The organism is Sphingomonas panacis, from assembly GCF_001717955.1.
Classification (GTDB): Bacteria; Pseudomonadota; Alphaproteobacteria; order Sphingomonadales; family Sphingomonadaceae; genus Sphingomonas; species Sphingomonas panacis.
The window spans coordinates 1,694,312-1,719,197 of record NZ_CP014168.1; the positions used below are offsets into that span (position 1 = coordinate 1,694,312).

The 24,886-nt window shown below is 67.1% G+C and carries 28 protein-coding genes; 15 read left to right on the plus strand and 13 right to left on the minus strand.

Annotated elements, in window-relative coordinates; genetic code table 11:
• Positions 1-75 precede the first annotated feature (75 nt).
• Together J0A91_RS07660 and J0A91_RS07665 are read left to right on the plus strand one after the other, a co-directional pair.
• Positions 76-618 (plus strand): gluconokinase, encoded by a 543-nt coding sequence (locus J0A91_RS07660; protein WP_069207138.1) that lies wholly within the window; start codon positions 76-78, stop codon positions 616-618.
• Positions 615-1,502, plus strand: a complete 888-nt coding sequence (locus J0A91_RS07665; RefSeq protein ID WP_069204410.1) for an alpha/beta hydrolase — start codon at positions 615-617, stop codon at positions 1,500-1,502. The genes J0A91_RS07660 and J0A91_RS07665 overlap by 4 nt, the downstream gene beginning before the upstream one ends.
• A gap of 1 nt (position 1,503) precedes the next feature.
• Here the strand turns inward: J0A91_RS07665 and J0A91_RS07670 are convergent, their stop codons facing one another.
• Positions 1,504-2,181, minus strand: coding sequence for a FadR/GntR family transcriptional regulator (locus J0A91_RS07670; RefSeq protein ID WP_069207139.1), 678 nt, complete (start codon positions 2,179-2,181; stop codon positions 1,504-1,506).
• A gap of 288 nt (positions 2,182-2,469) precedes the next feature.
• Here J0A91_RS07670 and J0A91_RS07675 point away from each other — a divergent pair, with 288 nt between their 5' ends.
• Positions 2,470-2,742 carry a helix-turn-helix domain-containing protein gene (locus J0A91_RS07675; RefSeq protein ID WP_069207140.1) on the plus strand — a complete coding sequence of 91 codons (273 nt, stop codon included), beginning with the start codon at positions 2,470-2,472 and terminating at the stop codon, positions 2,740-2,742.
• A 54-nt stretch (positions 2,743-2,796) separates the two neighbouring features.
• Here the strand turns inward: J0A91_RS07675 and J0A91_RS07680 are convergent, their stop codons facing one another.
• A complete protein-coding gene (locus tag J0A91_RS07680; RefSeq protein ID WP_069204411.1) occupies positions 2,797-3,198 on the minus strand; it encodes a DUF3597 domain-containing protein in 402 nt (133 codons plus the stop codon).
• A gap of 152 nt (positions 3,199-3,350) precedes the next feature.
• Here J0A91_RS07680 and J0A91_RS07685 point away from each other — a divergent pair, with 152 nt between their 5' ends.
• Entirely contained in the window at positions 3,351-3,938 is a 588-nt protein-coding gene (locus tag J0A91_RS07685) for a DUF4142 domain-containing protein (RefSeq protein ID WP_069204412.1), read from the plus strand.
• Between the two features lie 48 nt (positions 3,939-3,986).
• Here the strand turns inward: J0A91_RS07685 and J0A91_RS07690 are convergent, their stop codons facing one another.
• A complete protein-coding gene (locus J0A91_RS07690; protein ID WP_069204413.1) occupies positions 3,987-4,454 on the minus strand; it encodes a DUF3606 domain-containing protein in 468 nt (155 codons plus the stop codon).
• 275 nt (positions 4,455-4,729) lie between these two features.
• Here J0A91_RS07690 and J0A91_RS07695 point away from each other — a divergent pair, with 275 nt between their 5' ends.
• The 6 genes from J0A91_RS07695 (at position 4,730) to J0A91_RS07720 (ending at position 12,825) form a co-directional block, all read left to right on the plus strand.
• Positions 4,730-5,389, plus strand: a complete 660-nt coding sequence (locus J0A91_RS07695; RefSeq protein WP_240502233.1) for a helix-turn-helix domain-containing protein — start codon at positions 4,730-4,732, stop codon at positions 5,387-5,389.
• A gap of 86 nt (positions 5,390-5,475) precedes the next feature.
• Positions 5,476-6,075, plus strand: coding sequence for a TetR/AcrR family transcriptional regulator (locus J0A91_RS07700; protein WP_240502234.1), 600 nt, complete (start codon positions 5,476-5,478; stop codon positions 6,073-6,075).
• 311 nt (positions 6,076-6,386) lie between these two features.
• Entirely contained in the window at positions 6,387-6,782 is a 396-nt protein-coding gene (locus J0A91_RS07705) for a hypothetical protein (protein ID WP_069207141.1), read from the plus strand.
• Positions 6,779-8,041 (plus strand): efflux RND transporter periplasmic adaptor subunit, encoded by a 1,263-nt coding sequence (locus J0A91_RS07710; RefSeq protein ID WP_069204416.1) that lies wholly within the window; start codon positions 6,779-6,781, stop codon positions 8,039-8,041. The genes J0A91_RS07705 and J0A91_RS07710 overlap by 4 nt, the downstream gene beginning before the upstream one ends.
• A 149-nt stretch (positions 8,042-8,190) precedes the next feature.
• Complete coding sequence (locus tag J0A91_RS07715; RefSeq protein ID WP_069204417.1) at positions 8,191-11,370, plus strand: efflux RND transporter permease subunit; 3,180 nt, start codon at positions 8,191-8,193, stop codon at positions 11,368-11,370.
• 12 nt (positions 11,371-11,382) lie between these two features.
• Positions 11,383-12,825, plus strand: a complete 1,443-nt coding sequence (locus tag J0A91_RS07720) for an efflux transporter outer membrane subunit (protein WP_069204418.1) — start codon at positions 11,383-11,385, stop codon at positions 12,823-12,825.
• Positions 12,826-12,947: 122 nt separating this feature from the next.
• Here J0A91_RS07720 and J0A91_RS07725 read toward each other — a convergent pair whose 3' ends face one another.
• Complete coding sequence (locus J0A91_RS07725; protein ID WP_069204419.1) at positions 12,948-13,961, minus strand: polyprenyl synthetase family protein; 1,014 nt, start codon at positions 13,959-13,961, stop codon at positions 12,948-12,950.
• A 107-nt stretch (positions 13,962-14,068) separates the two neighbouring features.
• On the opposite strand from J0A91_RS07725, the gene J0A91_RS07730 reads away from it, so the two are divergent.
• Entirely contained in the window at positions 14,069-14,353 is a 285-nt protein-coding gene (locus J0A91_RS07730) for a chorismate mutase (protein WP_069204420.1), read from the plus strand.
• 11 nt (positions 14,354-14,364) lie between these two features.
• On the opposite strand, the gene J0A91_RS07735 is transcribed toward J0A91_RS07730, so the two are convergent.
• From J0A91_RS07735 to J0A91_RS07775, 9 genes are all read right to left on the minus strand, one after another.
• Positions 14,365-14,514 carry a hypothetical protein gene (locus tag J0A91_RS07735; protein WP_169833103.1) on the minus strand — a complete coding sequence of 50 codons (150 nt, stop codon included), beginning with the start codon at positions 14,512-14,514 and terminating at the stop codon, positions 14,365-14,367.
• Positions 14,515-14,575: 61 nt separating this feature from the next.
• The gene (locus tag J0A91_RS07740; RefSeq protein WP_069204421.1) at positions 14,576-15,331 is read right to left on the minus strand and encodes a tetratricopeptide repeat protein; all 756 of its coding nucleotides are present in this window, start codon (positions 15,329-15,331) and stop codon (positions 14,576-14,578) included.
• Positions 15,332-15,338: 7 nt separating this feature from the next.
• The gene (locus tag J0A91_RS07745; RefSeq protein WP_476749572.1) at positions 15,339-17,888 is read right to left on the minus strand and encodes a TonB-dependent receptor; all 2,550 of its coding nucleotides are present in this window, start codon (positions 17,886-17,888) and stop codon (positions 15,339-15,341) included.
• A gap of 74 nt (positions 17,889-17,962) precedes the next feature.
• On the minus strand, positions 17,963-18,217 hold the full coding sequence (locus J0A91_RS07750; protein ID WP_069204423.1) for a ribbon-helix-helix domain-containing protein: 255 nt from the start codon (positions 18,215-18,217) through the stop codon (positions 17,963-17,965).
• 4 nt (positions 18,218-18,221) lie between these two features.
• Positions 18,222-20,054, minus strand: a complete 1,833-nt coding sequence (gene cobT / locus J0A91_RS07755) for a cobaltochelatase subunit CobT (RefSeq protein WP_069204424.1) — start codon at positions 20,052-20,054, stop codon at positions 18,222-18,224.
• A complete protein-coding gene (locus J0A91_RS07760) occupies positions 20,054-20,440 on the minus strand; it encodes a type II toxin-antitoxin system VapC family toxin (RefSeq protein ID WP_069207142.1) in 387 nt (128 codons plus the stop codon). Before J0A91_RS07760 ends, cobT begins: the two co-directional genes overlap by 1 nt.
• The gene (locus J0A91_RS07765) at positions 20,440-20,727 is read right to left on the minus strand and encodes a type II toxin-antitoxin system Phd/YefM family antitoxin (RefSeq protein WP_069204425.1); all 288 of its coding nucleotides are present in this window, start codon (positions 20,725-20,727) and stop codon (positions 20,440-20,442) included. The genes J0A91_RS07760 and J0A91_RS07765 overlap by 1 nt, the downstream gene beginning before the upstream one ends.
• A 42-nt stretch (positions 20,728-20,769) precedes the next feature.
• Complete coding sequence (cobS, locus tag J0A91_RS07770; RefSeq protein WP_069204426.1) at positions 20,770-21,774, minus strand: cobaltochelatase subunit CobS; 1,005 nt, start codon at positions 21,772-21,774, stop codon at positions 20,770-20,772.
• 134 nt (positions 21,775-21,908) lie between these two features.
• A complete protein-coding gene (locus J0A91_RS07775) occupies positions 21,909-22,580 on the minus strand; it encodes a winged helix-turn-helix transcriptional regulator (RefSeq protein WP_069204427.1) in 672 nt (223 codons plus the stop codon).
• Between the two features lie 65 nt (positions 22,581-22,645).
• On the opposite strand from J0A91_RS07775, the gene J0A91_RS07780 reads away from it, so the two are divergent.
• The 4 genes from J0A91_RS07780 to J0A91_RS07795 all read left to right on the plus strand — a co-directional run bounded on the left by J0A91_RS07780 (position 22,646) and on the right by J0A91_RS07795 (position 24,851).
• Positions 22,646-23,053, plus strand: a complete 408-nt coding sequence (locus J0A91_RS07780; protein WP_069207143.1) for a VOC family protein — start codon at positions 22,646-22,648, stop codon at positions 23,051-23,053.
• Between the two features lie 90 nt (positions 23,054-23,143).
• Positions 23,144-23,923, plus strand: a complete 780-nt coding sequence (locus J0A91_RS07785; protein ID WP_069204428.1) for a VOC family protein — start codon at positions 23,144-23,146, stop codon at positions 23,921-23,923.
• Entirely contained in the window at positions 23,920-24,408 is a 489-nt protein-coding gene (locus J0A91_RS07790; RefSeq protein ID WP_069204429.1) for a VOC family protein, read from the plus strand. The genes J0A91_RS07785 and J0A91_RS07790 overlap by 4 nt, the downstream gene beginning before the upstream one ends.
• A complete protein-coding gene (locus J0A91_RS07795) occupies positions 24,405-24,851 on the plus strand; it encodes an SRPBCC family protein (protein WP_069204430.1) in 447 nt (148 codons plus the stop codon). The genes J0A91_RS07790 and J0A91_RS07795 overlap by 4 nt, the downstream gene beginning before the upstream one ends.
• Positions 24,852-24,886: the final 35 nt, after the last annotated feature.

Below are 24,886 nucleotides of genomic sequence, written 5' to 3' on the forward strand. Positions count from 1 at the left end.
CCGCCCGGCGTGGGCGCCGTCCGAAATCGGGAACGGGATTTGCAGCGGCCAGTCAGTCACAGCGGGATCGCGCCGATGGCGGTGATCGTCATGGGCGTCAGCGGCAGCGGCAAGTCGACGCTCGGCGCGCGGCTCGCCGAGGCGCTCGGCGCGGCGTTCGTCGAGGGCGATTCGTTTCACGATGCGGCGGCGGTCGCCAAGATGCGCGCCGGCCACCCGCTCACCGACGCCGATCGCTGGCCATGGCTCGACCGGCTCGGCGCGGCGATCGGCGCGGAGCTCCACGCCAACGATCTGGTGGTCGCGGCCTGTTCGGCGCTGCGGCGCTGCTACCGAGACCGGCTCGCGCGCGCGATCGACGGGCCGACCCGGTTCATCCTGCTCGACGGCAACGCCGACGATCTGCGCGAACGCGTCGCGCACCGCGCCGGCCATTATATGCCGAGCAGTCTGCTCGATAGCCAGTTGGCGACGCTCGAACCGCCGATGCGCGACGAAGCCGCGACGACTCTGGATGCGAGCGCGCCGCCCGCCGCGCTCTGCCATGCCGCGCTGGCGTGGCTGGAAGGCGAGGGCGACGCCGATGCCGCGCGCTATACGGGGGAAACGGGCCGATGAGGCGGAGCCTGGGTCTGGCGGTGATCGCGCTCGGTCTCATGGCGCAGGCGCCTGTTCCTGAACCGGCCACGGTGCCGCTGTGGCCGAACGGCCCGCCCGGCGCCGATCCCGCGCGCGACTCGCCCGAGATCGTCGAGAACAGCTACATCCGCAGCGTCCACCGCCCGTCGCTGACGGTGTTCCGTGCCGATCCGGCGCATGCCAACGGCGCGGCGATGATCGTCATCCCCGGCGGCGGGCACCGTATGCTGGTGTGGGTCAACGAGGGCGTGATGCCCGCCCGCACGCTCAACCGCTTCGGCATCACCGTGTTCGTGCTCAAATACCGGCTCGCGCGCGAGCCAGGCTCGACCTTCCAGATCGAGCGCGACGCGGTTGCCGATGCGCGGCGCGCGGTGCGTTTCGTGCGCGCACACGCCGCCGATTATGGCGTCGATCCGCACCGCATCGGGCTGATGGGGTTTTCGGCGGGCGGCGAACTCGTCTCGCACGTCGCCGATGCGCCCGCGCCGCCGGTCGCGAACGCGGACGGCGTCGACCGAACCGACGGACGTCCCGATTTCCAGGTGCTGATCTACCCCGGCCCGCTCGGCATCCCCGCGCCCGCCGTTGCCGCCGCGCCGTCCGCCTTCCTCGCCGCCGGCACGCTCGACCCGTGCTGCGCCGAGCCGAGCATCACGTTGTACCAGCAATTGCGCGCGGCACATGTCTCCGCCGAACTGCATCTGTTCGCCGATACCGACCACGGCTTCAACGTCGCGATGCATTCTGAGCGAGTCTCGCTGCAACACTGGCCCGACCGGCTTGCCGACTGGCTGAGCGACGGCGGCTGGCTGGTGCCCGGCGGCGGCAAACGCGCGACACCGGGCAGCACGACGCCGTAGTCTAAGGCAGCAGCCGCTTGCGCCCTTCCGACAAATGCCAGCGCATCGCGAGCGCGGCGCCGTCGGCATCCTGCGCGCGGATCGCGTCGACCAGCATCTCATGCTCGCGCAGCATCGCGCCGATTACTTCGGGCGGGCGCGAGCGCGAAATGTCGACACCGGCGCGCATGATCCGGTCGACATCGGCGAACAGCGCCTCGAACGCGACCAGGAACGCCGGGTTGGCGGTGGCCAGCACGATGCGGCGGTGCAATTCCATGTCCTCGTCATGCGCGGGCGCGCTCGACAACAGCGCGGTGCGAAGCGCCTGCATCGCTTCGTCGATGCCGGCCATCTCCTCCGCCGATCGCCGCGTCGCGGCGAGGCGTGAGGCTTCGGCCTCAAGCACGAAGCGGACTTCATAGGTGCCGAACGTCGCCGACATGTGATCCATCGGCATGAAGGCGATCAGCCGGTCGGACGGGCGACCCTTGACGAACGACCCGGCGCCGCGCCGCGCCTCGGTGATGCCGTCCGCCGCCAGCCGGACCAGCGCCTCGCGGACGATCGTGCGCGACATGCCGAACATCTCCGCCAGACGCGCCTCCGAGGGCAGGCGATCACCGACTTCCAGCGCATCGCCGTTGATGATCTCGACGATCCCGGCATAGGCCCGGTCGGCCAGGCGCCCTTCGCTCATCATCGCTCTCCGCAGCGTCGCCTCCGGGTGGCGACCATGCTTCAGATTAGGGGATTGTCGGTCAGGATCAAAATTGCTCCGGGTGCCGATATCTGTACGACAGCATTCCGGCACTATGAAATAAAAAATCACACAATATGCGAATATCAGCAATGACGGCTTGAATCTGTCCAACCAATTCGCATAGCATCGCGGTGCGGAGACTCACCACGGGCACCGCGCGCATGGCGCTATCCGGCAGTCGAACGCCTGCCAGGCATCGCCATAATGGGGAGAGGCTGTGTGAAGATGATGAGGCAGCAACCAAAGGCGGCGCTCACCGCCCCGGCGACCGATCTACCGGCGCCGTTCGCCCGGCTCACGCCGACTCAGCGCAAGGTGCTGGGCGGGGTCTATAGCGGGCAGCTCAACAAGCAGATCGCGTTCGATCTCGGTATCGCCGAGGCGACCGTAAAGGCGCACATGACCGCGCTGATGCGCAAGCTCGACGTGCGCAACCGCACCCAATTGGCGGTGACGGCGCAGGCGCTCGGCTGGAGCGAGAGCGCGCTGACGCACTGATCTCGCGAGAGGTCTGAAGACGGGCGGAACCGCTGCGGCGCCGCCCGCACATCGTCAGCCGCGCAGGCTGTCCGGCACGACGCCGCCGTTTTCGGCGAGCTTGGCCATCACCGCCTTGTGGAGCGCGATGTTCTGCTCCGCGCTGCCGTTCGCGCCGGCATGGACGCCGAGTTCGTCCGCGAGTTGCTTGCGCGCGTCGAGGCTCGAATCGAGATCGAGCAGCTTGAGCAGATCGACGATCGACGACTGGTAGTTGCCGCCGCCGCTTTTCATCGACGCCATTTCCGACAGCACCGCGCCGACATCGACCGCCTGCGCGGGCGCGCCCTGCGGGGCTGCGGCGGGGGCCGGCGCTGGTGCTGCCGCCGGCGCGGGGGCGGGGGCGGCGTTCGCCGCTGCCGGGGCTGCGCTCTTGTGACCGAAAATCTTGCCCATGATGCTGCCGAAGATGCTCATGCGTGATGTTCCTCCATGTCGCCGCTGACCGGCTACCGGGGGTGGAACGAAACGCGCGGTGCAAAGGTCCGTGGCGATCGCCACACGGAACACCCGCCGGGGCGAGCCGTTGAGGGATTGCGCGCCGGGCGCGCTCAACAGGAGAGACTTGTATGAAGATCAAGAGCTTGACGCTGCTTTCGGCAGCGACGCTCGCGCTGGCGGGCTGTGGTCAGAAGACCGACACCAGCAACGTGTCCACCAACACGATGACGATTTCGGAAACCGATGCCGTCAACGGCACCGATACGATGAACGACACGGCGATGGCGCCCGCGGCGGGCCAGACCTTCGCGAACACCGCCGCATCGAGCGACGCGTTCGAGATCGCCACGTCGAAGGCGGCGCTCGCCACGTCGAAATCGGCATCGGTCAAGAAATTCGCGCAGGAGATGATCGACGCGCACACCAAATCGACCGCCAAGCTCAAGACGGTCGCGGCTGGCCTCAGCCCGGCGATCACGCCCGATCCGTCGCTGACGGCGGACCAGCAGCAGAAGCTCGACGCGATGACCAAGCTGACCGGCGCGGATTTCGACAAGGCCTATATCGACGCGCAGACCGCCGGCCACCAGCAGACGCTCGACGCGCTGAAGGTCTATGCCACCGGCGGCGACGTGCCGGCGCTCAAGACCTTCGCGAGCGGGCTGGTGCCGACCGTTGCCGCGCACCTCAACATGGCCAAGAGCCTCAAGGCGTAATGGCTGTGCGGCCTGCCCGCGATCACGCGGGCAGGCCGCATTGTGCGATCAATGCACGCTGGCGGCGGCGCGCTTGCTGGCGAGCGCATTGGCGGCGTTGCGATCCGGTCCGGCTTCCTGGATGATGTCGCGCGCCTCGGCGGTGCTGATCTTGTGCTTGCGCGCGAAATACGCGACCTCATAGGGCTGGCCCGCGGCCACGCGGCGGCGATCCGCCGCGCCGCGCTTGCGCGTGTCATCGGCCTTGCCCCGACGGGATTTGGGGCTCGCTTTGGAACTCGCCTTGGCGCCGGTGCGGCGGCGGCGGGCGAGCACCACGCCGCCGATCGCGGCGACGGCGCTGATCCCGATCGCGGCGCCGATCCCGATCACCGTATTGGAAAGACCGCCCAGACCCGCGTTTTCGGTTTTACGCGCCGCAGACTGGCGCGGCTTGGCCTCCGACACCGCGATCGGCGCGGGGCGAAGCGGGTAGGGCGAGGTGGCGGCTTCTGGAATCGGTGGCTGATGCGTCATGGCAAGCTCCCTCTGTGGCGCATGTTTAACACGCGACCCGCCGTCATGGTTGCGCGAGGCGCTTTTGCCGTCGCGCGGCCGGCTTCAATCCGCAGGTCGGACAATTCGTCCGCTCGACACGGGCACTCGACCGCATCCACGGACGCTGACGCCGACAACGCTGTTGCGCATCGCTGGCAATGGCGCGATTGGGGCAAGGACGAGCCGCTACATTGTTCCTGGACAGGGCGGCTTCCGGCTCGACCCGTGCGGGCCGACAGTGAAGGAGTATGGACGTGCCCAAGTTGGTGAACGATATCGAGACCGCAGCCGCCGAGATCGAGGAGCTGCGCACCGTATCGAGCGCGCCAACCACCGAAGCGCGCACGCTGGAGCGTGCCCTCGGCACACAGATCCGCTTGCTGCGCCGCCGGCAGGATCTCTCGGTATCCGATCTGGCGACGGCGGCGAGCATCTCGCTCGGCATGCTGTCGAAGATCGAGAATGGCCAGATATCGCCTTCGCTGACGACGGTGCAGTCGCTCGCCCATGCGCTGTCGGTGCCGATCTCGTCGCTGTTCGAAAGCGTCGAGGATCGGCAGGATTGCTCGTTCGTGCCGGCCGGGCGCGGCGTCCATATCGAGCGGCGCGGCACCAAGGCGGGGCACAATTACCAGTTGCTCGGCCATCTTTCGCGCGGCGATGTCGTCGTCGAACCGTATCTCATCACGCTCGATGAGCGCGCGACGCCGCACACCAGCTTCAGCCATTCGGGGGTCGAGCTGATCCACATGCTCGAAGGCGATCTGAAATACCGCCACGGCAGCGAGACCTTCCACCTCAAGCCCGGCGACACGATGATGTTCGATTCGGGCGCGCAGCACGGGCCGGAGGAGCTGGTGCAATTGCCGATGCGCTATCTCTCGATCATCATCTACCCGCGCAACCATAGCTGACCCGGGCATAGCGGAGTCGAGTGCGGCTACGCCTAGACTCTGCGTGTTCCCACACCTATATACCGATCGGTATGGAACAGATTGAGATGATTGCGCCCACGAAGGGCCGGCCGCGCGAGTTCGATCTCGACACCGCGCTCGCCGCCGCGCTGCGCGTGTTCTGGCAGAACGGCTATGAGAGCGCGTCGATGGCGGAACTGACCGCGGCGATGGGCATCACCAAGCCGAGCCTCTACGCCGCGTTCGGCAACAAGGAGCAGTTGTTCCACAAGGCGCTCGACCTCTACGAGCGTGATAAGCTCGCTTATACCGAGATGGCGCTGGCCGCGCCGACCGCGCGCGGCGTCGCCGAGCGGTTCCTGCGCGGCGCGCTCGAAATGCAGACGAGTTCGTGCGATCCCAAGGGCTGCATGGCGATCATGAGCGTGATCTCCTGCGGTGCCGAGGCCGAATCGATCCGTGCCGACGTGATCGCGCGGCGCGCGTCTTCGGAGGCGGCGCTGGTGGCACGTTTCCAGCGCGCGAAGGATGAGGGCGAGTTTCCCGAGGGACTCGAGCCGTGTGCGCTGGCGCGCTTCCTGTATGCGATCATGCAGGGCCTGTCGGTGCAAGCCGGTGCGGGGACCTGCTGCGCCGATCTGACGCAACTCGTCGAGACGAGCCTTTCGGTGTGGCCGACGAAATAATTTACCTGCCGGTATAGAATGCTGTTGACGCGGTGCAGCACTCCATTATATACCGATTGGTAGTGAAGCTAGGTCGGTATGTCAGCCTGGCATCGAGGCGAAGGAACCGCCGAATGATGAGACCGACCTGCTGAATCCAAACAGTCGCGGCTGCGCGGCTGCTCTACACATCGCTTTCTGAATCGTAGACGCGGGCAGGCGGAGTCTTGTCTCTCCGCGCCGCTCGAACCTTGCCCAAACTGCCGGTCCTATCGCGTCGCAGGCGTGCGTGCGCGTGGCCGTTGGCGCGTGGCTGTCCAAGGGGACGTATGATGGCTTATCTCGATCTCGAACATCCGTTCGCCGCACCTGGCGCCAGCCGCGACACCGCGAAAACCGCCGCCGCCGGCCCGAGTTTCTCCGCGCTCGAATGGAGCGTCATCGCGGTCGCGCGGCGCGACCGGATCAGCAGCCTGGACGAACCCGGCGCGATCTCGCGGGCGTTCGGCGGGCTGTTCGGCTTCGGCAAGGCCTCGCGCCTCGCCGAGCCCAAGCTCGAGACGCTGCGCCGCTTGGCGGTACATGCCTGGCGGCGTGGCTATGCGCTGCCCGCATCCGAAGTGACCGGCTTCCTGCAGGCGGGCTTCACGATGGCGCAGGCCGAACTGCTGGTGGCGAGCATCACCGGCGGCACGATGGGTTCGCTCGCGTGGAAGATCGCCGCATGAACATGGAAACCCCGATTTCGGTCGCGGACTCGACACCGGTGTCGCGCGGATGGTCGCGCATGCCGGGCTGGCAGCGCGGCGCGGCGATCCTGCTGCCGCTCGCGGTGGTGGGCTATGCCGGCGCGAAGCTCGCCACGCCCGCGCCGACCGTGGCGGCGATGCCGCCGGCCGCAGTGACGGTGGCGACGCCGCTGGTGCGCGATGTCAACGAATGGGACGATTACATCGGCCGCTTCGCCGCCAGCCGCACGGTCGAAATCCGGCCGCGCATCAACGGCGAAGTCACGGGCGTCCATTTCCGCGACGGTGATATCGTTAACAAGGGGCAACTCCTCTTCACGATCGACGCGCGGCCGTTCGCGGCGCAGCTTGCCGAGGCCAAGGCGAACGTCGCCAGCGCGGCGAGCGCGCTCGCGCTCGCCAAGTCCGATCTCAGCCGCGCGACCCGGCTGGTCGATGACGAAGCGGTTTCGGCGGGCGAAGTCGATTCGCTGCGCGCCAAGGTCCAGGCCGCGAGCGCCGCACTGGCGGCGGCGCAGGCGCGGGTGCGCGCACGCGCGCTCGATGTCGAGTTCACCCAGGTCCGCGCGCCGATCGCCGGGCGAATCTCGGATCGTCGTGTCGATCCCGGCAATCAGGTCGCGGGCGGCGAAGGGACGGGTGGCACGGTGCTGACCACGATCAACGCGCTCGACCCGATCTACTTCGAGTTCGACGGGTCAGAGGCTTTGTATCTCAAGACCCAGCGCAACCGCCAGCCGGGCGCCGCGCCTGCGCCGGTCGAGATCCAGTTGCAGGACGAGGGCGAGCATCGTTGGAAGGGCAAGCTCGACTTCACAGATAACGCGCTCGACCAGCGTTCCGGCACGATCCGCGGCCGCGCGGTGCTCGACAACCCGAAGTATTTCCTCACCCCCGGCATGTTCGGCAACATGCGGCTCGCCAATGGCGGCACCACCCGCGCTTTGCTCGTGCCCGATGCCGCGGTGCAGACCGATCAGGCGCGCAAGATCGTGCTGACGGTCGACAAGCAGGATCAGGTCACCGCCAAGCCGGTGGTGCTCGGCCCGGTCGTCAACGGCCTGCGCGTCGTGCGCTCCGGCCTCGCGCCGACCGATCGCGTCGTCATCGCCGGCGTGCAGATGGCGATACCGGGCACCAAGGTCTCGCCGCATCTCGGCAAGATCGCGCCCGAGGCGCAGGCGGCTGCTGCCCCGGTAACCGCGCCGCTTGCCGGTGAGGCGACCTTCGGGCGGTAACGCGCTCCGCCACCTTCTGCCGGTCGCCCTGAGCTTGTCGAAGGGCGTGTCCCGGACACGTGCTTCGACAAGCTCAGCACGAACGGAGAGGTGCGCGTGGCGCGCACCGCCCGAGCGAATACGTTTCCTTTATTCAAGGACGAACACTCATGCGCCTCTCGCGCTTCTTCATCACGCGGCCGATCTTCGCCGCGGTGATCGCGGTCGTCATCACCTTGGTCGGGGCGATCGCCTATGTCGGCCTGCCGGTGTCGCAATATCCTGACATCGTGCCGCCGACCGTCACGGTCTCTGCGGTCTATCCCGGCGCCAACGCCGAGACGGTGGCCGAGACGGTCGCCACGCCGATCGAGCAGGAGATCAACGGCGTCGACAACATGCTGTACCAGTCGTCGCAATCGACCGGCGACGGCAAGCTGACGATCACCGTCACCTTCAAGATCGGCACCAATCTCGATGCCGCGCAGGTGCTGGTGCAGAACCGCGTCGCGATCGCGGTGCCGCGCCTGCCCGAAGACGTGCAGCGGCTCGGCGTGGTGACGCGCAAGACCTCGCCCGACTTCCTGATGGTCGTCAACCTCATCTCCCCCGACAATTCGCTCGATCGCGGTTACGTGTCGAACTACGCGCTGACGCAGATCCGAGACCGGCTGACTCGCATCGACGGCGTCGGCGACGTGCAGTTGTTCGGCAACCGCGACTATTCGATGCGCGTGTGGATCGACCCCGGCCGCGCCGCCGCGCTCGATCTGACCGCTGGCGAGATCGTCGCGGCCTTGCGCGCGCAGAACGTTCAGGTCGCTGCCGGCACGCTCGGCCAGCCGCCCTATTCGCAGGGCGATGCCTATCAGCTCAACGTCGAGACTCAGGGTCGGCTGACCGATCCCAAGCAATTCGCCGATGTCGTCATCCGCACCGATGCGGATGGCCGTCAGGTGCGCGTGTCCGATGTCGCGCGGGTCGAGCTCGGCGCGCAGGATTACGGCTCGAACACCTATATGAGCGGCAAGCCGACCGTCATCCTCGCGGTGTTCCAGCGGCCGGGCTCGAACGCGCTCGCCGCCGCGCAGGCGGTCACCGCGACGATGGACGACGCGCAGAAGCACTTCCCCAAGGGCCTCGCCTACCGGGTGATCTACAACCCGACCGAGTTCATCTCGCAGTCGATCGATGCGGTGAAGCACACGCTGATCGAGGCGATCATCCTCGTCGTCATCGTCATCCTCGTCTTTCTTCAGAAATGGCGCGCGGCGATCATCCCGGTGGTGGCGATTCCCGTGTCCTTGATCGGCACCTTCGCGGTGCTGGCGGCGATGGGCTATTCGCTCAACAACCTGTCGCTGTTCGGTCTGGTGCTGGCGATCGGCATCGTCGTCGACGACGCGATCGTCGTGGTCGAGAATGTCGAGCGCAACCTCGAACGCGGGCTGTCGCCGCTGGAGGCGGCGCGGGTGTCGATGGACGAGGTCTCGGGTGCGCTCGTCGCGATCGTGCTGGTGCTGGTCGCGGTGTTCGTGCCGACGGTGTTCCTCACCGGACTGTCGGGTGCGTTCTACCGCCAGTTCGCGGTGACGATCACGACCGCGACGATCATCTCGCTGATCCTGTCGCTGACGTTGTCGCCTGCACTCGCCGCGCTGTTGCTCAAGCCGAGCGAAACCCGCCAGCAAGGCCGCATCGGGCGGGCGGTGACTCGCGCCGGCGATGCCTTCAATCGCGGCTTCGAGCGGCTGAGCAACGGCTATGCGAAGCTGACGCTGCGGCTGGTGCAGGCGCCGCGCAAGATGATGCTCGCCTATGCCGGCATGATCGCGCTGACCGTGGGCGTGTTCTGGGCGACGCCGACCGGGTTCATCCCGGCGCAGGATCAGGGCTATTTCCTCACCGTCATCCAGTTGCCGCCGGGGTCTTCGGTCGATCGTACCGACGCGGTGATGCGCAAGGTCGCCGCGCGCATCCTGCCGCTCGCGGGCGTCAAGGGCGCGGTGATGCTCGCCGGGTTCGACGGCCCCTCGCAGACGCTCGCCCCCAACGCCGCCGCCGCTTACATTCCGCTCAAGAGCTTCGAGGAGCGCGCCAAGCTCGGCGTCACGCTCGGCAGCATCATGGCCGAAGCGGGCAAGGCGACCGCCGACATCAACGAGGCGCGGCTGCTGATCGTGCCGCCGCCGCTCATCCAGGGTATCGGCTCGGCCGGCGGCTACCGCATCATGGTCAAGGATCAGGAGGCGCGGGGTTACACGCAGCTTGCCGGCGCGGCGTACGGGCTGATCGGCAAGGCCAACCAGACCAAGGGCCTCAAGCAGATCTACACCTTCTTCGAAACCTCGACGCCGCGCATCTTCGCCGATGTCGATCGCGCCAAGGCCAATATGCTCGGCGTGCCGCCAGAGCGCGTGTTCGAGGCGTTGCAGGTCTATCTCGGCTCGGCGTTCGTCAATGATTTCAACCTGCTCGGGCGCACCTACCGCGTGACCGCACAGGCCGACGCGCCGTTCCGCCGCACCCCTGCCGATATCGCCAACCTCAAGACACGCTCGAACTCGGGGCAGATGGTGCCGGTCGGATCGGTCTCGACCTTCGAGGACAAGACCGGGCCGTACCGCGTGACGCGCTACAACCTCGCGCCCGCCGTGGAAGTGGACGGCGACACCGCGCCGGGCTTCTCCTCGGGCCAGTCGCTGGTGACGATGCAGAAGCTCGCCGACGATACGCTCCCCAAGGGCTATTCGACCGAATGGACCGGAATCGCCTATCAGCAGCAGGCGGCGGGCAGCACCGCCGGCATCGTCTTCGGCATGGCGGTGGTGTTCGTCTTCCTCGTGCTGGCAGCGCAATATGAGAGTGTGACGCTGCCGCTCGCGATCGTGCTGATCGTGCCGATGTGCCTGCTCGCGGCGATGATCGGGGTGAACCTGCGCGGCATGGACAACAACGTCCTCACCCAGATCGGTCTCGTCGTGCTGATCGCGCTGGCGGCGAAGAATGCGATCCTCGTCGTCGAATTCGCCAAACAGGCCGAGGAACAGCAAGGCCTCACCCCGATCGAGGCGGCGGTGCAGGCGGCGCGGACTCGGCTACGGCCGATCCTGATGACCTCGTTCGCCTTCATCCTCGGCGCGGTGCCGCTGGTGACGGCGAGCGGCGCCGGCTCGGAGCTTCGCCAGGCGCTCGGGACTGCGGTGTTCTTCGGAATGATCGGGGTGACGGCGTTCGGCCTGATCTTCACGCCGACCTTCTACGTGGTGTGTCGGGCGCTGGCGATTCGCCTCGCCCGCCGCCGGCCCGCTGCCGAGCCGAGCCATCCCCAGCTTCATCCCGCCGAATAGGAGCGGACTGTCATGAAGAAGACCCTGTTAGCCACGATCTCAGCGCTGGCGCTGTCCGCCTGCGCGGTCGGCCCCAATTACGTGGCGCCCGTGCCCACGCCCAAGGCGGTCGGCGGCTTCGCTGGCGCCGCCAACCCGGCGGTCGCCGCCACCGCGCCCGACGACCAGTGGTGGAAGCTCTACAACGATCCGGTGCTCGACCGGCTGGTCGGCGACGCGCTCGCCGCCAATACCGATATCCGGGTCGCGGTGGCGCGGCTCGACGCGGCGCGGGCGTCGCTGAGAGGCGCGCGCAACGATCGGCTGCCGCAGACCGCGTTGAGCGCGCAGCCGGGCTATGGCCGCCTGCCGGCGCTGCAAAGCGGGACGGGCGGGGCGCGCGAGACCGAGCAGATCGCGCTGGGGCTCGACGTGTCCTACGAACTCGATCTCGCCGGCCGCGTGCGCCGCAATATCGAGGCGGCGCGTGGTGACGTCAGCGCGGCGGCGGCGGATGCCGATGCGGTGCGCGTCGCGATCGTCGCGCAGACGATCCGCGCCTATGTCGATGCCGCCGGCGCCGCCGAGCGGCTGGCGGTGGCGAAGCGCGTGGTCGATCTGCTCGACACATCGGTGCGGTTGACTGGCAAGCGCTTCGACGCGGGGCGGGCCGAGAAGCTCGACGTGATCCGCATCCAGACATTGCGCGACCAGCGCGCCGCTCTGGTGCCTGAAATCGCGGGCGAGCGGCAGGCGGCGCTGTTCCGGCTGGCGACGCTGACCGGCCACACGCCGCAGGAATTGCCTGCCGACGCGAGCCTGCGCGCCGATCCGCCGCGGCTCGACCAGCCGATCCCGGTCGGAGACGGACAGACCTTGCTCGCGCGCCGCCCCGACGTGCGCGCGGCCGAGCGCCGGCTGGCGGCGGCGACCGCGCGGATCGGCGTGGCGACGGCGGACCTCTATCCGCGCATCACGCTGGGCGGTTCGGTCGGCTCGACCGGCACCAGCTTCAGCGACATCTTCGGCGGCGGACCGTTCCGCTGGCTGGTCGGCTCGCTGATCAACTGGTCGTTCCCCAACACCGGCGCCGCGCGGGCGCGGATCGCGGGCGCGGAAGCGGACAGCCGCGGCGCACTCGCCAGCTTCGATGGCACGGTGTTGCAGGCGCTCGAGGAGACCGAGACGGCGCTCTCCACCTATGCGCGCGAGATCGACCGGCGGCAGGCGCTGGTCGCGGCGCGCGACGGTGCTGAGCGCGCCGCCAAGATCGCCCGCGCGCGCCAGCGCGAGGGCACGATCGACTTCCTCGCGGTGCTCGATACCGAACGGACCTTCGCCGATGCCGATGCCGATCTGGCGAGCGCGGACGTGCGAATCGCCGATGCGCAGGTCGATCTGTTCCGCGCGCTGGGCGGTGGCTGGGGTGTGCCGGTTATTGCGAAGGCGGCGGGTGGGGAGAAGGCGGGGCGGTAGAAACCGCCCAAGCGCGCACTATCGTGTTTTCCCGCGAAGGCGGGAATCCAGAGCCAAGCAAAACACCAATGTGCGGCTCTTGGGCCTTCTGGGCTCCCGCTTTCGCGGGAGAACAGAGGACTTTAAAACGCCCGCGCGATCGCGAAGTCGACCGCTTCGACCATCGCGTCCTTGGCCTTGCCGTTGGGGAAGATCGCGAGCGCGTCGATCGCGCGCTGGCCGTAGTGGCGCGCGCGGGCGAGCGTGTCGTCGATCGCGCGGGTGGCGCGGACCAGGTCGAGCGCGTGGGCGAAATCGGCGTCGCTGGCGCGGTGGCCCTCGATCGCCGCCTTCCAGAAGGTGCGGTCCTCGGCATTGCCGCGCGCATAAGCGAGGATGACGGGGAGGGTCGCCTTGCCGTCGCGGAAATCGTCGCCGGCGTCCTTGCCCATCGTATCGGCGTCCGAGACATAGTCGATCGCATCGTCGACGAGCTGGAACGCGACGCCGAGGTTGCGGCCATACGCGTCGAGCGCGGCTTCCTCGGCCTCGCTGCGTTCCGCCACCACTGCCGCGATCTTGCAGGCGGCGGCGAACAGAGCGGCGGTCTTGGCGACGATGATGTCGAGGTAACGTTCCTCGGGCGTATCGATTCGCCGCGCGGCGGTGAGCTGGTTGACCTCGCCCTCGGCGATGATCGCGCTCGCGCTCGACAGGATCTTGAGCACCTTGAGGCTGCCGTCCTCGACCATCAGCTCGAACGAGCGGCTGAACAGGAAATCGCCGACCAGCACGCTCGCCGGATTGCCCCAGATCAGGTTGGCGGTGCGCTTGCCGCGCCGCAGGTCGGAGCCGTCGACCACGTCGTCGTGGAGCAAGGTGGCGGTGTGGATGAACTCGACCGCCGCCGCCAGCCGGTGATGGCGCGTGCCGGTGTAGCCGAGCAATTTCGCGCTCGCGAGCGTCAGCATCGGCCGCATCCGCTTGCCGCCGCCGGCGATCAGATGCCCGGCCAGGGTCGGGATCAGCGGAATGTCGGATTGCATGCGATCGAGGATGACCGCGTTGACGAGGTTCATGTCAGCAGCGATCAGCGCAACCATCGGGTCGAGCGATGGGGCCGGGCGCTGGTCGAGGCGGTGGATCGTTGCGCTCATGTCGGTGGCGATGTGGCGGGAGTGGCGCGCAAAGGCAAGCCCGCAATGGACTTGCGCGCCGATGATAGCCTGCGCAAAAGGCGCGCGATTGGCGCATGGAGGCCCTTATGACCGACGGCACGCTGGCAGGATATCGCCAGAGCATCGACAATATCGACGCGGCGCTGGTGTTCCTGCTTGCCGAGCGGTTCAAGGTGACTCAGGCGGTCGGCCGCCACAAGGCGACCGCCGGGCTGCCGCCGGCCGATCCGGGGCGCGAGGAGGCGCAGATCGCGCGGCTGCGCGGACTCGCCAAACAGGCCGATCTCGACCCCGATTTCAGCGAGAAGTTCCTGCGCTTCATCATCGACGAAGTGATTCGCCATCACGAGCGGGTGCGCGACGCGGGATAGCGGATGCCGGCTTACAGCCAGGCGTGCAGGATACCGAAAAGGATCGCCCACAACGCGAGGCTGAGCGGCAGCGCCAGCGCGATGCCGGCGACCGGGCTGTTGGCGGCGCGATTCTTCGTGTGGGCGAGGTGTCGCGCGGTGGGTATGGGTAAATGAAACATGCCGGTCCTCTCACCGGATTTGTAGGAGAGGCCGGTGACGAACCAAAACGATGCGCTGCTTTTACGTACATATCCCTAGGGCGGCGGTCTGCACGCCGGCACGCAGCGCCTGCCGGCCACGACCGCGCAGCACCGCGATGTCGCTGGCGGCGAGCCAATCGGCGGCCTGTGCGACAAACGCCGGGGTGGCGAGCTCGCCCGTGCGCGTCAGCCAGCCGAGCGCTTCCTCCATGCGGCCCGCGCGCGCGAGCATGCGGGCATGGTTGAACGCGCCGCGAAAGTCGCCGCCCTGCGCGGCACGCGCGTAATATTGCGCGGCGCGCGGGAGATCGCGCGGCACCACCCAGCCATCTTCGTAAAAGCTGCCAACGAAGTTGGTCGCCTTGGCGTTGCCCAAAGCCGCCGCCTTGCGGAACCAGTCGAGCGCGGCCGCCTTGTCCTCAGCGACTCCGTGGCCGAGCGCGAGCAGGGTGGCGTAATTGTACATCCCCCAGTCGAGCCCGGCCCCGGCGGCGACGCGGTAGCATTCCGCCGCGCGCGCCTTGTCCACGGCCGTACCCCAGCCGAGATCATAGCAGCGCCCGACCATGTTGATCGCCATCACATGATGCTGCGCGGCGGCGCGGACGAACCAGTCGAACCCCTCGCGAGCGTCCCCCGTATCGAGGCACATCTGGCCGAGCACCGCCTGCGCTTCGGCCAGCCCGGCCTCGGCCGCCGCACGCACGAACGCCGCGCGCTCCGCCGGGGGGCCGGAGAGGCGCGCGGCGATATCGTCCGGCGAAAGCGCGTTGAGGTCGTCGAGCGACGCCGTCATCGCGCCATCAGAACTTGGCCGTTACCGTGCCGAACACCGTCCGGCCCGCTGCGATCGACGCATAATGCGATGCATAGGTCTGGGTGAAATAGGTCTTGTCGGTGAGGTTCTGGACGTTGATGCTGACCTGCAAGTTGCGGCTGAGCTTGTACTGGGCGTTGAGATCGAAGCGCCAGTAATCCGGGATGCCGCGCGACAGCATCGTCGTAGCGGGGATCACGGTGACGACACCGGCGGCTGTCTGCGTCGCCTTACGGTTGTCGCCGTATCCGCCATATTGCTTGCCCATATAGATCGCGGTGCCGCCGATCGAGAGCCGGCGGGTGAACTGGTAGCTCGATGTCGCGGTGAAGCTGTTCTTCGCGGTCTGCGGCATCTGCTTGCCGGTGTTGACCGACTGTACCGAGACGGTCTTCGCGTTCTGGATCGTGGTGGTGACGCCGCCGACGGTCTGGGTGATCGCGGCTGCGGTCAGCGCGCTCGTGCCGCCGTCGATGATCTTTGGATCAAGATAGGTATAGCCGCCGAACACCGACCAGCCCGGCAGGATCTGCCCCGACACCGAGAGTTCGACGCCACGGATGCGCGATTTTCCGATGAAGGCGGCGGTGTTGCTGTCGTCGAGCACGCGCGCGTTCTCGATTTCGGTCTGGAACACCGCGACGCTCATGCCGAGCCGTTCCTGGAACAGATTGGCCTTGGCACCGACCTCGTAGGATTTGGTCTTCTGCGGCTTGAGCGCGTCGATCACGGTCGCGGTGGCGAAGGTGGTCGGCAGCGCATTGTCTTCGCGGCCTTCGCCGAGCAGCGAATTGGGCGGTGTCGCGGCGGTCGCGTAGCTGGCGTAGAGGCTGGTGTCCTTGGTGGGCTTGAACACCAGGCCGGCCTGCCAGTTGAACAGTTCGTCCGTCCGGGTCAGGCGCTGCGCCGTCAAGCCGGCGGTGAACGGCAGCGTGACGGTCGACTTGAAGCGATCGAAGCGGGCGCCGAGGTTGAGGATCAGCGACGGCAGCAAGGTGATCGAGTCGAAGCCGTAGACCGCGACCGTCTGTGCGTCGTTCTGCGTTTCGGTGTTGGACGCGCCCTTCACGATCGGCGCGCGTACCGTCGACGTGTCGCTGGAGTAATTGACCCACGGATCGCTTGGGTTGGGCGTGAACAGGCTGGTGCAATAATAGCGCGCCAGCGTGGTGCTGTCACAGCGCGGTGTGATCGTCGATCCGGTCGCCTCGACGAAGGTGCCGCGCCGGGACTTCTCCCACGAGATTTCGGCGCCGACGGCGAAGCTGTGCTGGATCGTGCCGGTGCTGAACTTGCCCGACAGATCGATCTGATCGACCAGCGCCTTGCTGTAGCCGTAACGCGTATTGCCGCGCCGCCAGACGTAGCCGCCACCGGTCAGTTCGCGTCCGCCGGTGGTCGCGTTGATCGAGCCGGGCGCCGGGGTGATCGCGCCGGTGCTGCGGTTGAGCAGGCCGAACACGTTGCCGGTCGAATCGTCGGGCAGCAGGAAAATGTAGGATTGCGTGCTGAAAGTGTAGCGCGCGGTGTTGCGCAGCGTGATGTCGCCGAAATCGTGCTCGGCGCGGATCATCGCGGTCTGCGCCCTGGTGTCGCGGAAGTCGCGATCCTTGAGGCCGTAGAAGGTCGAGCGATCGACCGTGCCCGAGGTGCCGTCGGCGAGCGTGATCTTGCCGATCGTCGGCGTCGTGAAGACGTTTCCGGTGGGCGCGTTGCACACGGTCGTCGAGCAGGCATAGAGATAGGGGATGCCGCTGTCGGGAAGCTCGTGGCTTTCCATATGGTAATAGCTCGCGGTCAGCCGGGTCGGCGTGCCGAGGCCGATCGTTACAGATGGCGCGAAGCCCCAGCGCCGATTCCAGATCGCGTCACGGCCGGCGACATCCTGATCGTGCCACATGCCTTCGAGGCGGAAGGCGACCGTGCCGGTGACCTTGAGGTTCACGTCGCCGGTGATGCGCTTGAAATCGGCATTGCCGTAGCTGGCGTTGAGCGATCCGAAATTCTCCGCCTTGGGCAATTTGGTCATGATGTTGATCGTGCCGCCGGCGCTGCCACGCCCGCCCAACGTCGAATCCGACCCGCGCACGATCTGCACCGAATCGATCGCGAACACTTCGCGGCTCTGCGAGGCGAGATCGCGCACGCCGTCGATATAGATGCTGCCCTGGCTGTCGAAGCCGCGAATGAACGGACGGTCGCCGATCGGGTTGCCGCCTTCGGCCGCGCCGAAGGTGATGCCGGGCACGGTCCGCAGCGCATCCTGCAGGCTGGTCGAGCCGGTCTGTTCGATCACCTCGCTCGGCAGGATGACGATCGACTTGGGCGTGTTGATGAGCGGAGCGACCTGCTTGGGGTCGCGCGGGCCGGTGTCGCGCTGGCCGTTGACGATGACGTCATCACGGCTCTGATCGTCGCTGACGTGCGGGGCGGTCGCGTCATCGGCGCATGCGGGCATCGCGGCGAAGGCGCCGACGCAGGAGAGCGCGAGAAATGCGGGCTTGGCGACGACGCGGCGGTTGGTGTGGCGTGGCAATGGAATCCCCCTTATTCGTTGCGGGGTGAGCTATTGCGAGGCACTTTCACTGTCAACGCTATTGAGAGTAACTCTCACTGCCGGAGCGCGATTTCGAACAACCAGCTTCGGATCGCGCTGGCGAGATTGGGTGGATCAGGCGCGGCGATGCGGACCGCGTCGATTTCCGCGATCAACGCGCTGAGCGGGAGCGCGTGCGCGTGCGCGGCCTGTTCCAGCGCCTGCCAGAACACCGGTTCGAGACTGATCGACGTGGGATGCCCGGCGATCGTCACCGAGCGCTTGACCGGGCCGGCGAAGCCGCCCGGCGGGGCCGCGATACCGCTCAAGCGGTCAGGGCGTATCGAACAGCGCCGCGAGCTGCTCGATGATCGCGCCGCCAAGCTGCTCGGCATCCATGATGGTGACGGCGCGCGCATAATAGCGGGTCACGTCATGGCCGATGCCGATCGCGACCAGTTCGACCGGCGAGCGATTCTCGATCCAGCCGATCACCTGGCGCAGATGCCGTTCGAGATAGCTGCCCGAATTGACGCTGAGCGTCGAATCATCGACCGGCGCGCCGTCCGAGATCACCATAAGGATCTTGCGCTCCTCGTGTCGCGCGATCAGCCGCTGGTGCGCCCACAGCAAGGCCTCGCCGTCGATATTCTCCTTGAGCAGCCCCTCGCGCATCATCAGCCCGAGGTTGGTCTTGGCGCGGCGCCACGGCTCGTCGGCCTGTTTGTAGACGATGTCGCGGATGTCGTTGAGCCGGCCAGGCTGGGTGGGGCGCCCGGCGGCGAGCCACGCCTCGCGGCTCTGCCCGCCCTTCCACGCGCGCGTGGTGAAGCCGAGGATCTCGGTCTTGACGCCGCACCGCTCGAGCGTGCGGGCGAGAATGTCGGCGCTGATCGCCGCGATCGAGATCGGCCGGCCGCGCATCGACCCCGAATTGTCGATCAACAGCGTGACGACCGTGTCGCGGAACTCGGTCTCGCGCTCGATCTTGTAGCTCAGCGACAGCATCGGATTGACGACGATCCGCGCCAGCCGCGCCGCGTCGAGCAGGCCTTCCTCCTGATCGAAGTCCCAGCTTCGGCTCTGCTGTGCCATCAGCCGGCGTTGCAGCCGGTTGGCGAGCTTGGTGACCGCGCCCTGCAAATGGACGAGCTGCTGGTCGAGATAGGCGCGCAGCCGCACCAGTTCGTCGGCGTCGCACAAATCGGTCGCGGCGATCACTTCGTCGAAGCGCGTCGTCCACGCCTTATATTCGAACTGCGGCGGGAAATCGGACATCGGCCGATTGGGGCGGACCGGCAGCATGCCGTCCTCGCCGTCGTCGCCGGGCTCGCCGTCGCCGTCTTCGAACTGGTCGTCGTTGCGCTCGTCGCCTTCGCCGTCCTGCTGATCGCTTTCGCTCTCGGAACCGCGCGCCTCGATCTCGCCCTGGCCCTGCTCGGTATCGCCGTCGCCCTCGTCGGCGTCGTCGGTCTGCTCCTGCTCGTCGGCGCCTTCGTCCTCTTCGCCGCCCTCGTCGGTTTCCTCGGGGATCAGTTCGCCCTCGATGAGATCGAGGTCTTCGAGCAACCGGGTCGTCAGCGTGGCGAACGCGCGCTGGTCGTCGATCGCCAGCGCGAGCGAATCGAGATCGGCGCCCGCCTTCTGCTCGATCCAGTCGCGCACCAGCGCCATCGCCGGCGCGGCGGCGGCGGGCGGCGGCGCGCCGGTGAGCCGCTCGCGCACGACCAGGCCGAGCGCGGTCGACAGCGGCACCTCGTCACGGTTGCGCGCGCGCGTGATCGGATCGGAGCGCAGCTTCGCATCGAGCGCCGTCGCGAGATTGTCGGTGATACCCGCATAGCCGCGCGCGCCCAACGCCTCGACCCGCGCGCTCTCGACCGCATCGAACACCGCGCGCGCGACCGCTTCGGCCGGTGCCTGCCGCGCGTGGAGCTTGATGTCGTGGTGGCGCAGCCGAAGCGCGAACCCATCGGCGAACCCGCGCGCCTCCGCGACCTGATCGGCCGGCAGGTTTCGCGCGGGCATCGGCACCTTGACGTGCTTGCCCGACTGGACCGGCGCATCGGCGGTGAAGCCAAGCTCGATCTCCGGCTCACGCGCCAGCGCCCGCGTGGCGCCGCCGAGCACGGTCTTGAAACGGTCGAGCGGGGTGTCGGTGGTCATTACCAGAGTACCTTGCAGCCGAATGCGGCAATCTCGCGGTCGCGCGTGATGACGACCATATCTTCCAGCAAGGCCTGCGCGGCGATGAGCCGATCGAATGGATCCTTGTGTCCACCCGATAACGATCCGCCGTGAACGCCATGCCGCGCTGTTACGTCGAGATGGTTGAAGCCGTCCCGCACCACATCATCGACGAACGCCGACAGGCTGCAGCCAAAATCCGGCAATTGTCCTTTGCGCACCTTCGTCGCGATCTCCCAAGCGGACGCGGCGCTGACGAACACCTCACTGGCAGGGTCAAGCATCGCCGTTCTCGCGGCTTCGGCAAGCTGGGGCGCGTCCTGCCACCACCACAGCAGCGCATGCGTATCGAGCAGGAGTCGCATCATCCTGCGGGTGGAAACAGGCTGGCATTCTCGATCTCGTCCAACGCCTCGTCCGTGAAGCAGGGCGCCAGCACGGCCTCGGGTGACACATGCCTCAACAGATGCGCATACCGTCCCGGCTTGCGGGAAGGGCGAAGCGTTTGGGCGAGAGGTACAAGTCGCGCATAGGGTACGCCGCCTTTCGCCACGATAATTTCCTCGCCGGAATGCGCGCGATCAATCAGCTTCGAGAAATGCGTCTTTGCTTCATGAACGTTGAACGTCGTCTGCGGATCGGCCTCAGCCATCGCTGCCTCCCGGCGGACTAATAGCTTAGTCCGCTAAAATCTTCAACCCTTCGCCGCCACGCTCTCGGGCAAGTCCTTGCCGAACACGCGCTGGTAATATTCCGCCACCAGCGGCCGCTCGGCCTCGTCGCATTTGTTGAGGAACGACAGCCGGAACGCGAAGCCGACATCGCCGAAGATCAGCGCGTTCTGCGCCCAGGTGATGACGGTGCGCGGGCTCATCACGGTGGAGATGTCGCCGTTCATGAAGCCGCGCCGGGTCAGGTCGGCGACCTTGACCATCTGGTCGACCACCTGCTTGCCCTCGGGCTTGTCATATTCGCCCGACTTGGCGAGCACGATCCGCGCCTCGATCGCGGCGGGCAGATAGTTGAGCGTGACGACGATGTTCCAGCGGTCCATCTGGCCCTGGTTGATCTGCTGGGTGCCATGATACAGCCCGCTGGTGTCACCCAGGCCGATCGTGTTGGCGGTGGCGAACAGCCGGAACCACGGCGACGGGCGGATCACGCGGTTCTGGTCGAGCAGGGTCAGCTTGCCCTCGGTCTCGAGCACGCGCTGGATGACGAACATCACGTCGGGGCGGCCGGCGTCATATTCGTCGAACACCAAAGCGGTCGGCGTCTGGAGCGCCCAGGGCAGAAGCCCCTCGCGGAACTCTGTGACCTGCTGGCCGTCCTTGAGCACGATCGCGTCGCGCCCGACAAGATCGATCCGGCTGATATGCGCGTCGAGGTTGATGCGGATGCACGGCCAGTTGAGCCGCGCCGCGACCTGCTCGATATGGCTCGACTTGCCGGTGCCGTGATAGCCCTGCACCATGACCCGGCGATTGTACGCGAAGCCGGCGCAGATCGCGATCGTGGTGTCCTTGTCGAACACATAGGCCGGGTCGAGATCGGGCACGCGCTCGTCGGCTTCGCTGAACGCGGGGACTTCCATGTCCGAATCGATCCCGAACAGATCGCGGACTTTCACCATGCGATCGGGCGCGTCGAGAATCGTCGTCTCGCGGCTGTCGGGCTGGGTGTTGGGGATGTCGGTCATGAATGTGCGTACCGTGTTATGGGCTGTCGAGAAGCCCCGACAACGCATGACGCGCAGGAACGGCACTTCGTGCGATGCTCAGTGCGAACGATCGCGCGGCGCGTCAAGCGCCATCGGGCCTTGCGCGCGCAAACTCACGTCGTCTTGGGTGGCAACGGGAACAGCGTGACGAAGCGTTCGGCGAGCGCGCGGTCGCCGGTGAGCGTCAGCATATCGGCGGCCTCGGCGTGGTCCAGGGGCAGTCCGCCATACACGACCGCGGCGATCGCCGGCGGCACGCCTGTGAAGGTGAGGGCGGCATCGCCGGGCTCGGCGCGCGCGACCGTGAAGCCGGTCGAGGCGAGCCGCGTGCGGAACACGTCGGGGCCGAGCCGGAAGCCGATCACCGCATCGAGATCGCCGACCGCCTCGCGCGCCAGCATCGTGCGGAACGACATCATCAGCGATGCGGGCGAGAGCGGCAGCGTGGGATCGTGCGCTGGCGAGCGCACCGCCCAGCGGCCAAGCTCCTGGATCGCGGTCTCGCTTTGATAACCCCATTCGGTGAGTTCATAGACCTGCACCGATGCGGGCGGCGGCAGCTTGCGCCGGGTGAGGATGCCGGCCACCTCCAAACCTTCAAGCCGTTGCGTCAGCACGTTGGCGCTGATCCCGCCGAGCCCGTTCTTGATCTCGCCGAAACGGCGCGGCCCGAACATCAATTCCCGCACGATCAGGAGGGACCAGCGCTCGCCGACCAGTTCCATCGCCAGCGCGGTGCCGCAGGCATCGTCGTACCAGCGTTTGATTACTTTTTCTAACTTCATGGTTGCTTTTGATAACCGAAGATCGCATCACATGCAAAGCGCGAGTCGCACAGGAGTGGTTGTCGATGCCCAAGATGATCTTTGTGAACCTGCCCGTCGAGGATGTGGCGAAATCGACCGCCTTCTATGAAGCGATCGGCTGCGTGAAGGACGCGCGCTTCTCCAACGAGCGCGCGTCGGCGATGCACTATTCGGACACGATATCGTTCATGCTGCTCGGGCATGATTTCTATCGCACCTTCACCCCCAAGCAGATCATCGACGCGAAGACGACCAGCGGCGCGCTGATCGCGCTGTCGTTCGACAGCCGCGCCGAGGTCGATGCCATTACCGAGGCGGCGATCGCGGCGGGTGGACGCGAGGCGCACGACCCGGAGGACATGGGCTTCATGTACAGCCGCGCGTTCGAAGATCCCGACGGCCACGGCTTCGGGCCGTTCTGGATGGATGTCGCGGCGATGCCATCGGCCTGATCTTGCAGGGTGGCCTGTGGCTGCGCGAGTCGCGGCTGCGTGCGCGGCCGCCACTCATTGTTTAAGAAGATACATACCGGGAGAGAGACGATGCCGACGCCTTACGGACTACCGATCTGGTACGAACTCATCACCGGCGATGCCGCCGCCGCCAAAGCGTTTTACAGCGGGATCGTCGGTTGGACGATCACCGAATTCGGGCCGGCCGGAAGCGCGACGCCCTATACGATCTGGAACGCGGACGGTGTCGGCGTCGGCGGGCTGGTCGAGATGGCCGATGCGCCCGGCGGTCCCGCGTGGGTCGGCTATTTCCATGTCGCGGATGTCGACGCCAAGGTTGCCATCAACACGGCAGCGGGCGGCAAGACGCATATGGGGCCGCTCGATCTGCCCGGCGTCGGCCGCATCGCGCTGATCGCCGACCCGCAAGGCGCGCCGCTGTATCTGATGACGCCCGACCCGGCGATGGGTGATCAGGCGAGCACGGCGTTCTCCGCGACGCTGCCGATGCGCTGCGCGTGGAACGAGTTGACCACGCTCGACACGTCTACCGCGCTGCCTTTCTATGGCGACCTGCTCGGGCTGGTCTCGACCGAGAAAATGTCGATGGGGCCGATGGGCGATTACCTGTTCCTCGATGTCGGCGACACGCAGATCGGCGCGATGATGAACCGCCAGGCGCCCGAACAGCCGGTCAAATGGAGCTTCTACTTCCGCGTCGCCGATGTCGATGCCGCAGCGGAGCAGGTGCGGGCTGGGGGCGGCACGATCATCATGGGGCCGATGGACGTGCCCGGCGGCGAGCGCATCATCGTGGCGCTCGATCCGACAGGCGCGTCGGTCGGTTTCGTTTCGGGAGTGCGGCAGTGACCAAGATCACGACCTGCCTCTGGTTCGACGGCCAGGCCGAGGACGCCGCGAATTTCTATGCGAGCGTCTTCCCCGATTCGACTGTGACCGCGATCCACCGCGCGCCGGCGGACTATCCGGCGGGCAAGGCGGGCGACGTGTTGACGGTGGAGTTCACCGTGTGCGGCCAGTCGTTCGTCGGGCTGAACGCCGGCGGCGGGAATCCCTTCACCAACGCGGTTTCGTTCCAGATCTTCACCGACGATCAGGCCGAGACGGATCGATACTGGAACGCGATCGTCTCGAACGGCGGCACCGAGAGCGCGTGCAGTTGGTGCCGCGACCGCTATGGCCTCGCCTGGCAGATCGTGCCGCGCGTGCTGACGACGGCGATGGCCAGCCCGGATCCGGCGGTGGCGAAGCGCGCGATGCAGGCGATGATGACGATGCGCAAGATCGACATCGCCGCGATCGAAGCGGCGGTCGCCGGGGAGGATGCGGCATGAACGAGACCAACGACCTGTCGATCACGCGGCTGATCGACGCGCCGGTCGATCGGGTGTGGAGCATCGTCACCGAACGACTCACCGAATGGTGGTGCCCGAAGCCGTGGACGACCGAAATCGTCGAGCTGGACTGGCGCCCCGGCGGGCGCTCGGCGATGGTGATGCATGGGCCGAACGGGGAGCGCCATGCGCAGGAAGGCGTATTCCTGGAGGTGGTGCCGGGCGAGCGCTTCGTCTTCACCGATGCCTATGCCGTCGGGTGGCAGCCGCAGACGCCGTTCATGACCGGGGTCTTCGCGTTCGCGGACGAGGGCGGCAAGACCCGCTACACCGCCACCGCCCGCCACTGGACCGCCGAGGCCAGCGCGCGGCACGAGGCGATGGGCTTCGCGCAAGGATGGGGCGCGGTGGCGGATCAGCTCGCCGCGCTGGCGGAAGGCTGACCTTACCGTCGCCCCGGCGCAGGCCGGGGCGACGT

Coding starts and splice junctions, on each gene's coding strand:
- J0A91_RS07660 (WP_069207138.1), top strand. CDS start 76: ATGGCGGTGATCGTCATGGGCGTCAGCGGCAGCGGCAAGTCGACGCTC.
- J0A91_RS07665 (WP_069204410.1), top strand. CDS start 615: ATGAGGCGGAGCCTGGGTCTGGCGGTGATCGCGCTCGGTCTCATGGCG.
- J0A91_RS07670 (WP_069207139.1), bottom strand. CDS start 2,181: ATGAGCGAAGGGCGCCTGGCCGACCGGGCCTATGCCGGGATCGTCGAG.
- J0A91_RS07675 (WP_069207140.1), top strand. CDS start 2,470: ATGATGAGGCAGCAACCAAAGGCGGCGCTCACCGCCCCGGCGACCGAT.
- J0A91_RS07680 (WP_069204411.1), bottom strand. CDS start 3,198: ATGAGCATCTTCGGCAGCATCATGGGCAAGATTTTCGGTCACAAGAGC.
- J0A91_RS07685 (WP_069204412.1), top strand. CDS start 3,351: ATGAAGATCAAGAGCTTGACGCTGCTTTCGGCAGCGACGCTCGCGCTG.
- J0A91_RS07690 (WP_069204413.1), bottom strand. CDS start 4,454: ATGACGCATCAGCCACCGATTCCAGAAGCCGCCACCTCGCCCTACCCG.
- J0A91_RS07700 (WP_240502234.1), top strand. CDS start 5,476: ATGATTGCGCCCACGAAGGGCCGGCCGCGCGAGTTCGATCTCGACACC.
- J0A91_RS07705 (WP_069207141.1), top strand. CDS start 6,387: ATGGCTTATCTCGATCTCGAACATCCGTTCGCCGCACCTGGCGCCAGC.
- J0A91_RS07710 (WP_069204416.1), top strand. CDS start 6,779: ATGAACATGGAAACCCCGATTTCGGTCGCGGACTCGACACCGGTGTCG.
- J0A91_RS07715 (WP_069204417.1), top strand. CDS start 8,191: ATGCGCCTCTCGCGCTTCTTCATCACGCGGCCGATCTTCGCCGCGGTG.
- J0A91_RS07720 (WP_069204418.1), top strand. CDS start 11,383: ATGAAGAAGACCCTGTTAGCCACGATCTCAGCGCTGGCGCTGTCCGCC.
- J0A91_RS07725 (WP_069204419.1), bottom strand. CDS start 13,961: ATGAGCGCAACGATCCACCGCCTCGACCAGCGCCCGGCCCCATCGCTC.
- J0A91_RS07730 (WP_069204420.1), top strand. CDS start 14,069: ATGACCGACGGCACGCTGGCAGGATATCGCCAGAGCATCGACAATATC.
- J0A91_RS07735 (WP_169833103.1), bottom strand. CDS start 14,514: ATGTTTCATTTACCCATACCCACCGCGCGACACCTCGCCCACACGAAG.
- J0A91_RS07740 (WP_069204421.1), bottom strand. CDS start 15,331: ATGACGGCGTCGCTCGACGACCTCAACGCGCTTTCGCCGGACGATATC.
- cobT (WP_069204424.1), bottom strand. CDS start 20,054: ATGACCACCGACACCCCGCTCGACCGTTTCAAGACCGTGCTCGGCGGC.
- J0A91_RS07760 (WP_069207142.1), bottom strand. CDS start 20,440: ATGCGACTCCTGCTCGATACGCATGCGCTGCTGTGGTGGTGGCAGGAC.
- J0A91_RS07765 (WP_069204425.1), bottom strand. CDS start 20,727: ATGGCTGAGGCCGATCCGCAGACGACGTTCAACGTTCATGAAGCAAAG.
- cobS (WP_069204426.1), bottom strand. CDS start 21,774: ATGACCGACATCCCCAACACCCAGCCCGACAGCCGCGAGACGACGATT.
- J0A91_RS07775 (WP_069204427.1), bottom strand. CDS start 22,580: ATGAAGTTAGAAAAAGTAATCAAACGCTGGTACGACGATGCCTGCGGC.
- J0A91_RS07780 (WP_069207143.1), top strand. CDS start 22,646: ATGCCCAAGATGATCTTTGTGAACCTGCCCGTCGAGGATGTGGCGAAA.
- J0A91_RS07785 (WP_069204428.1), top strand. CDS start 23,144: ATGCCGACGCCTTACGGACTACCGATCTGGTACGAACTCATCACCGGC.
- J0A91_RS07795 (WP_069204430.1), top strand. CDS start 24,405: ATGAACGAGACCAACGACCTGTCGATCACGCGGCTGATCGACGCGCCG.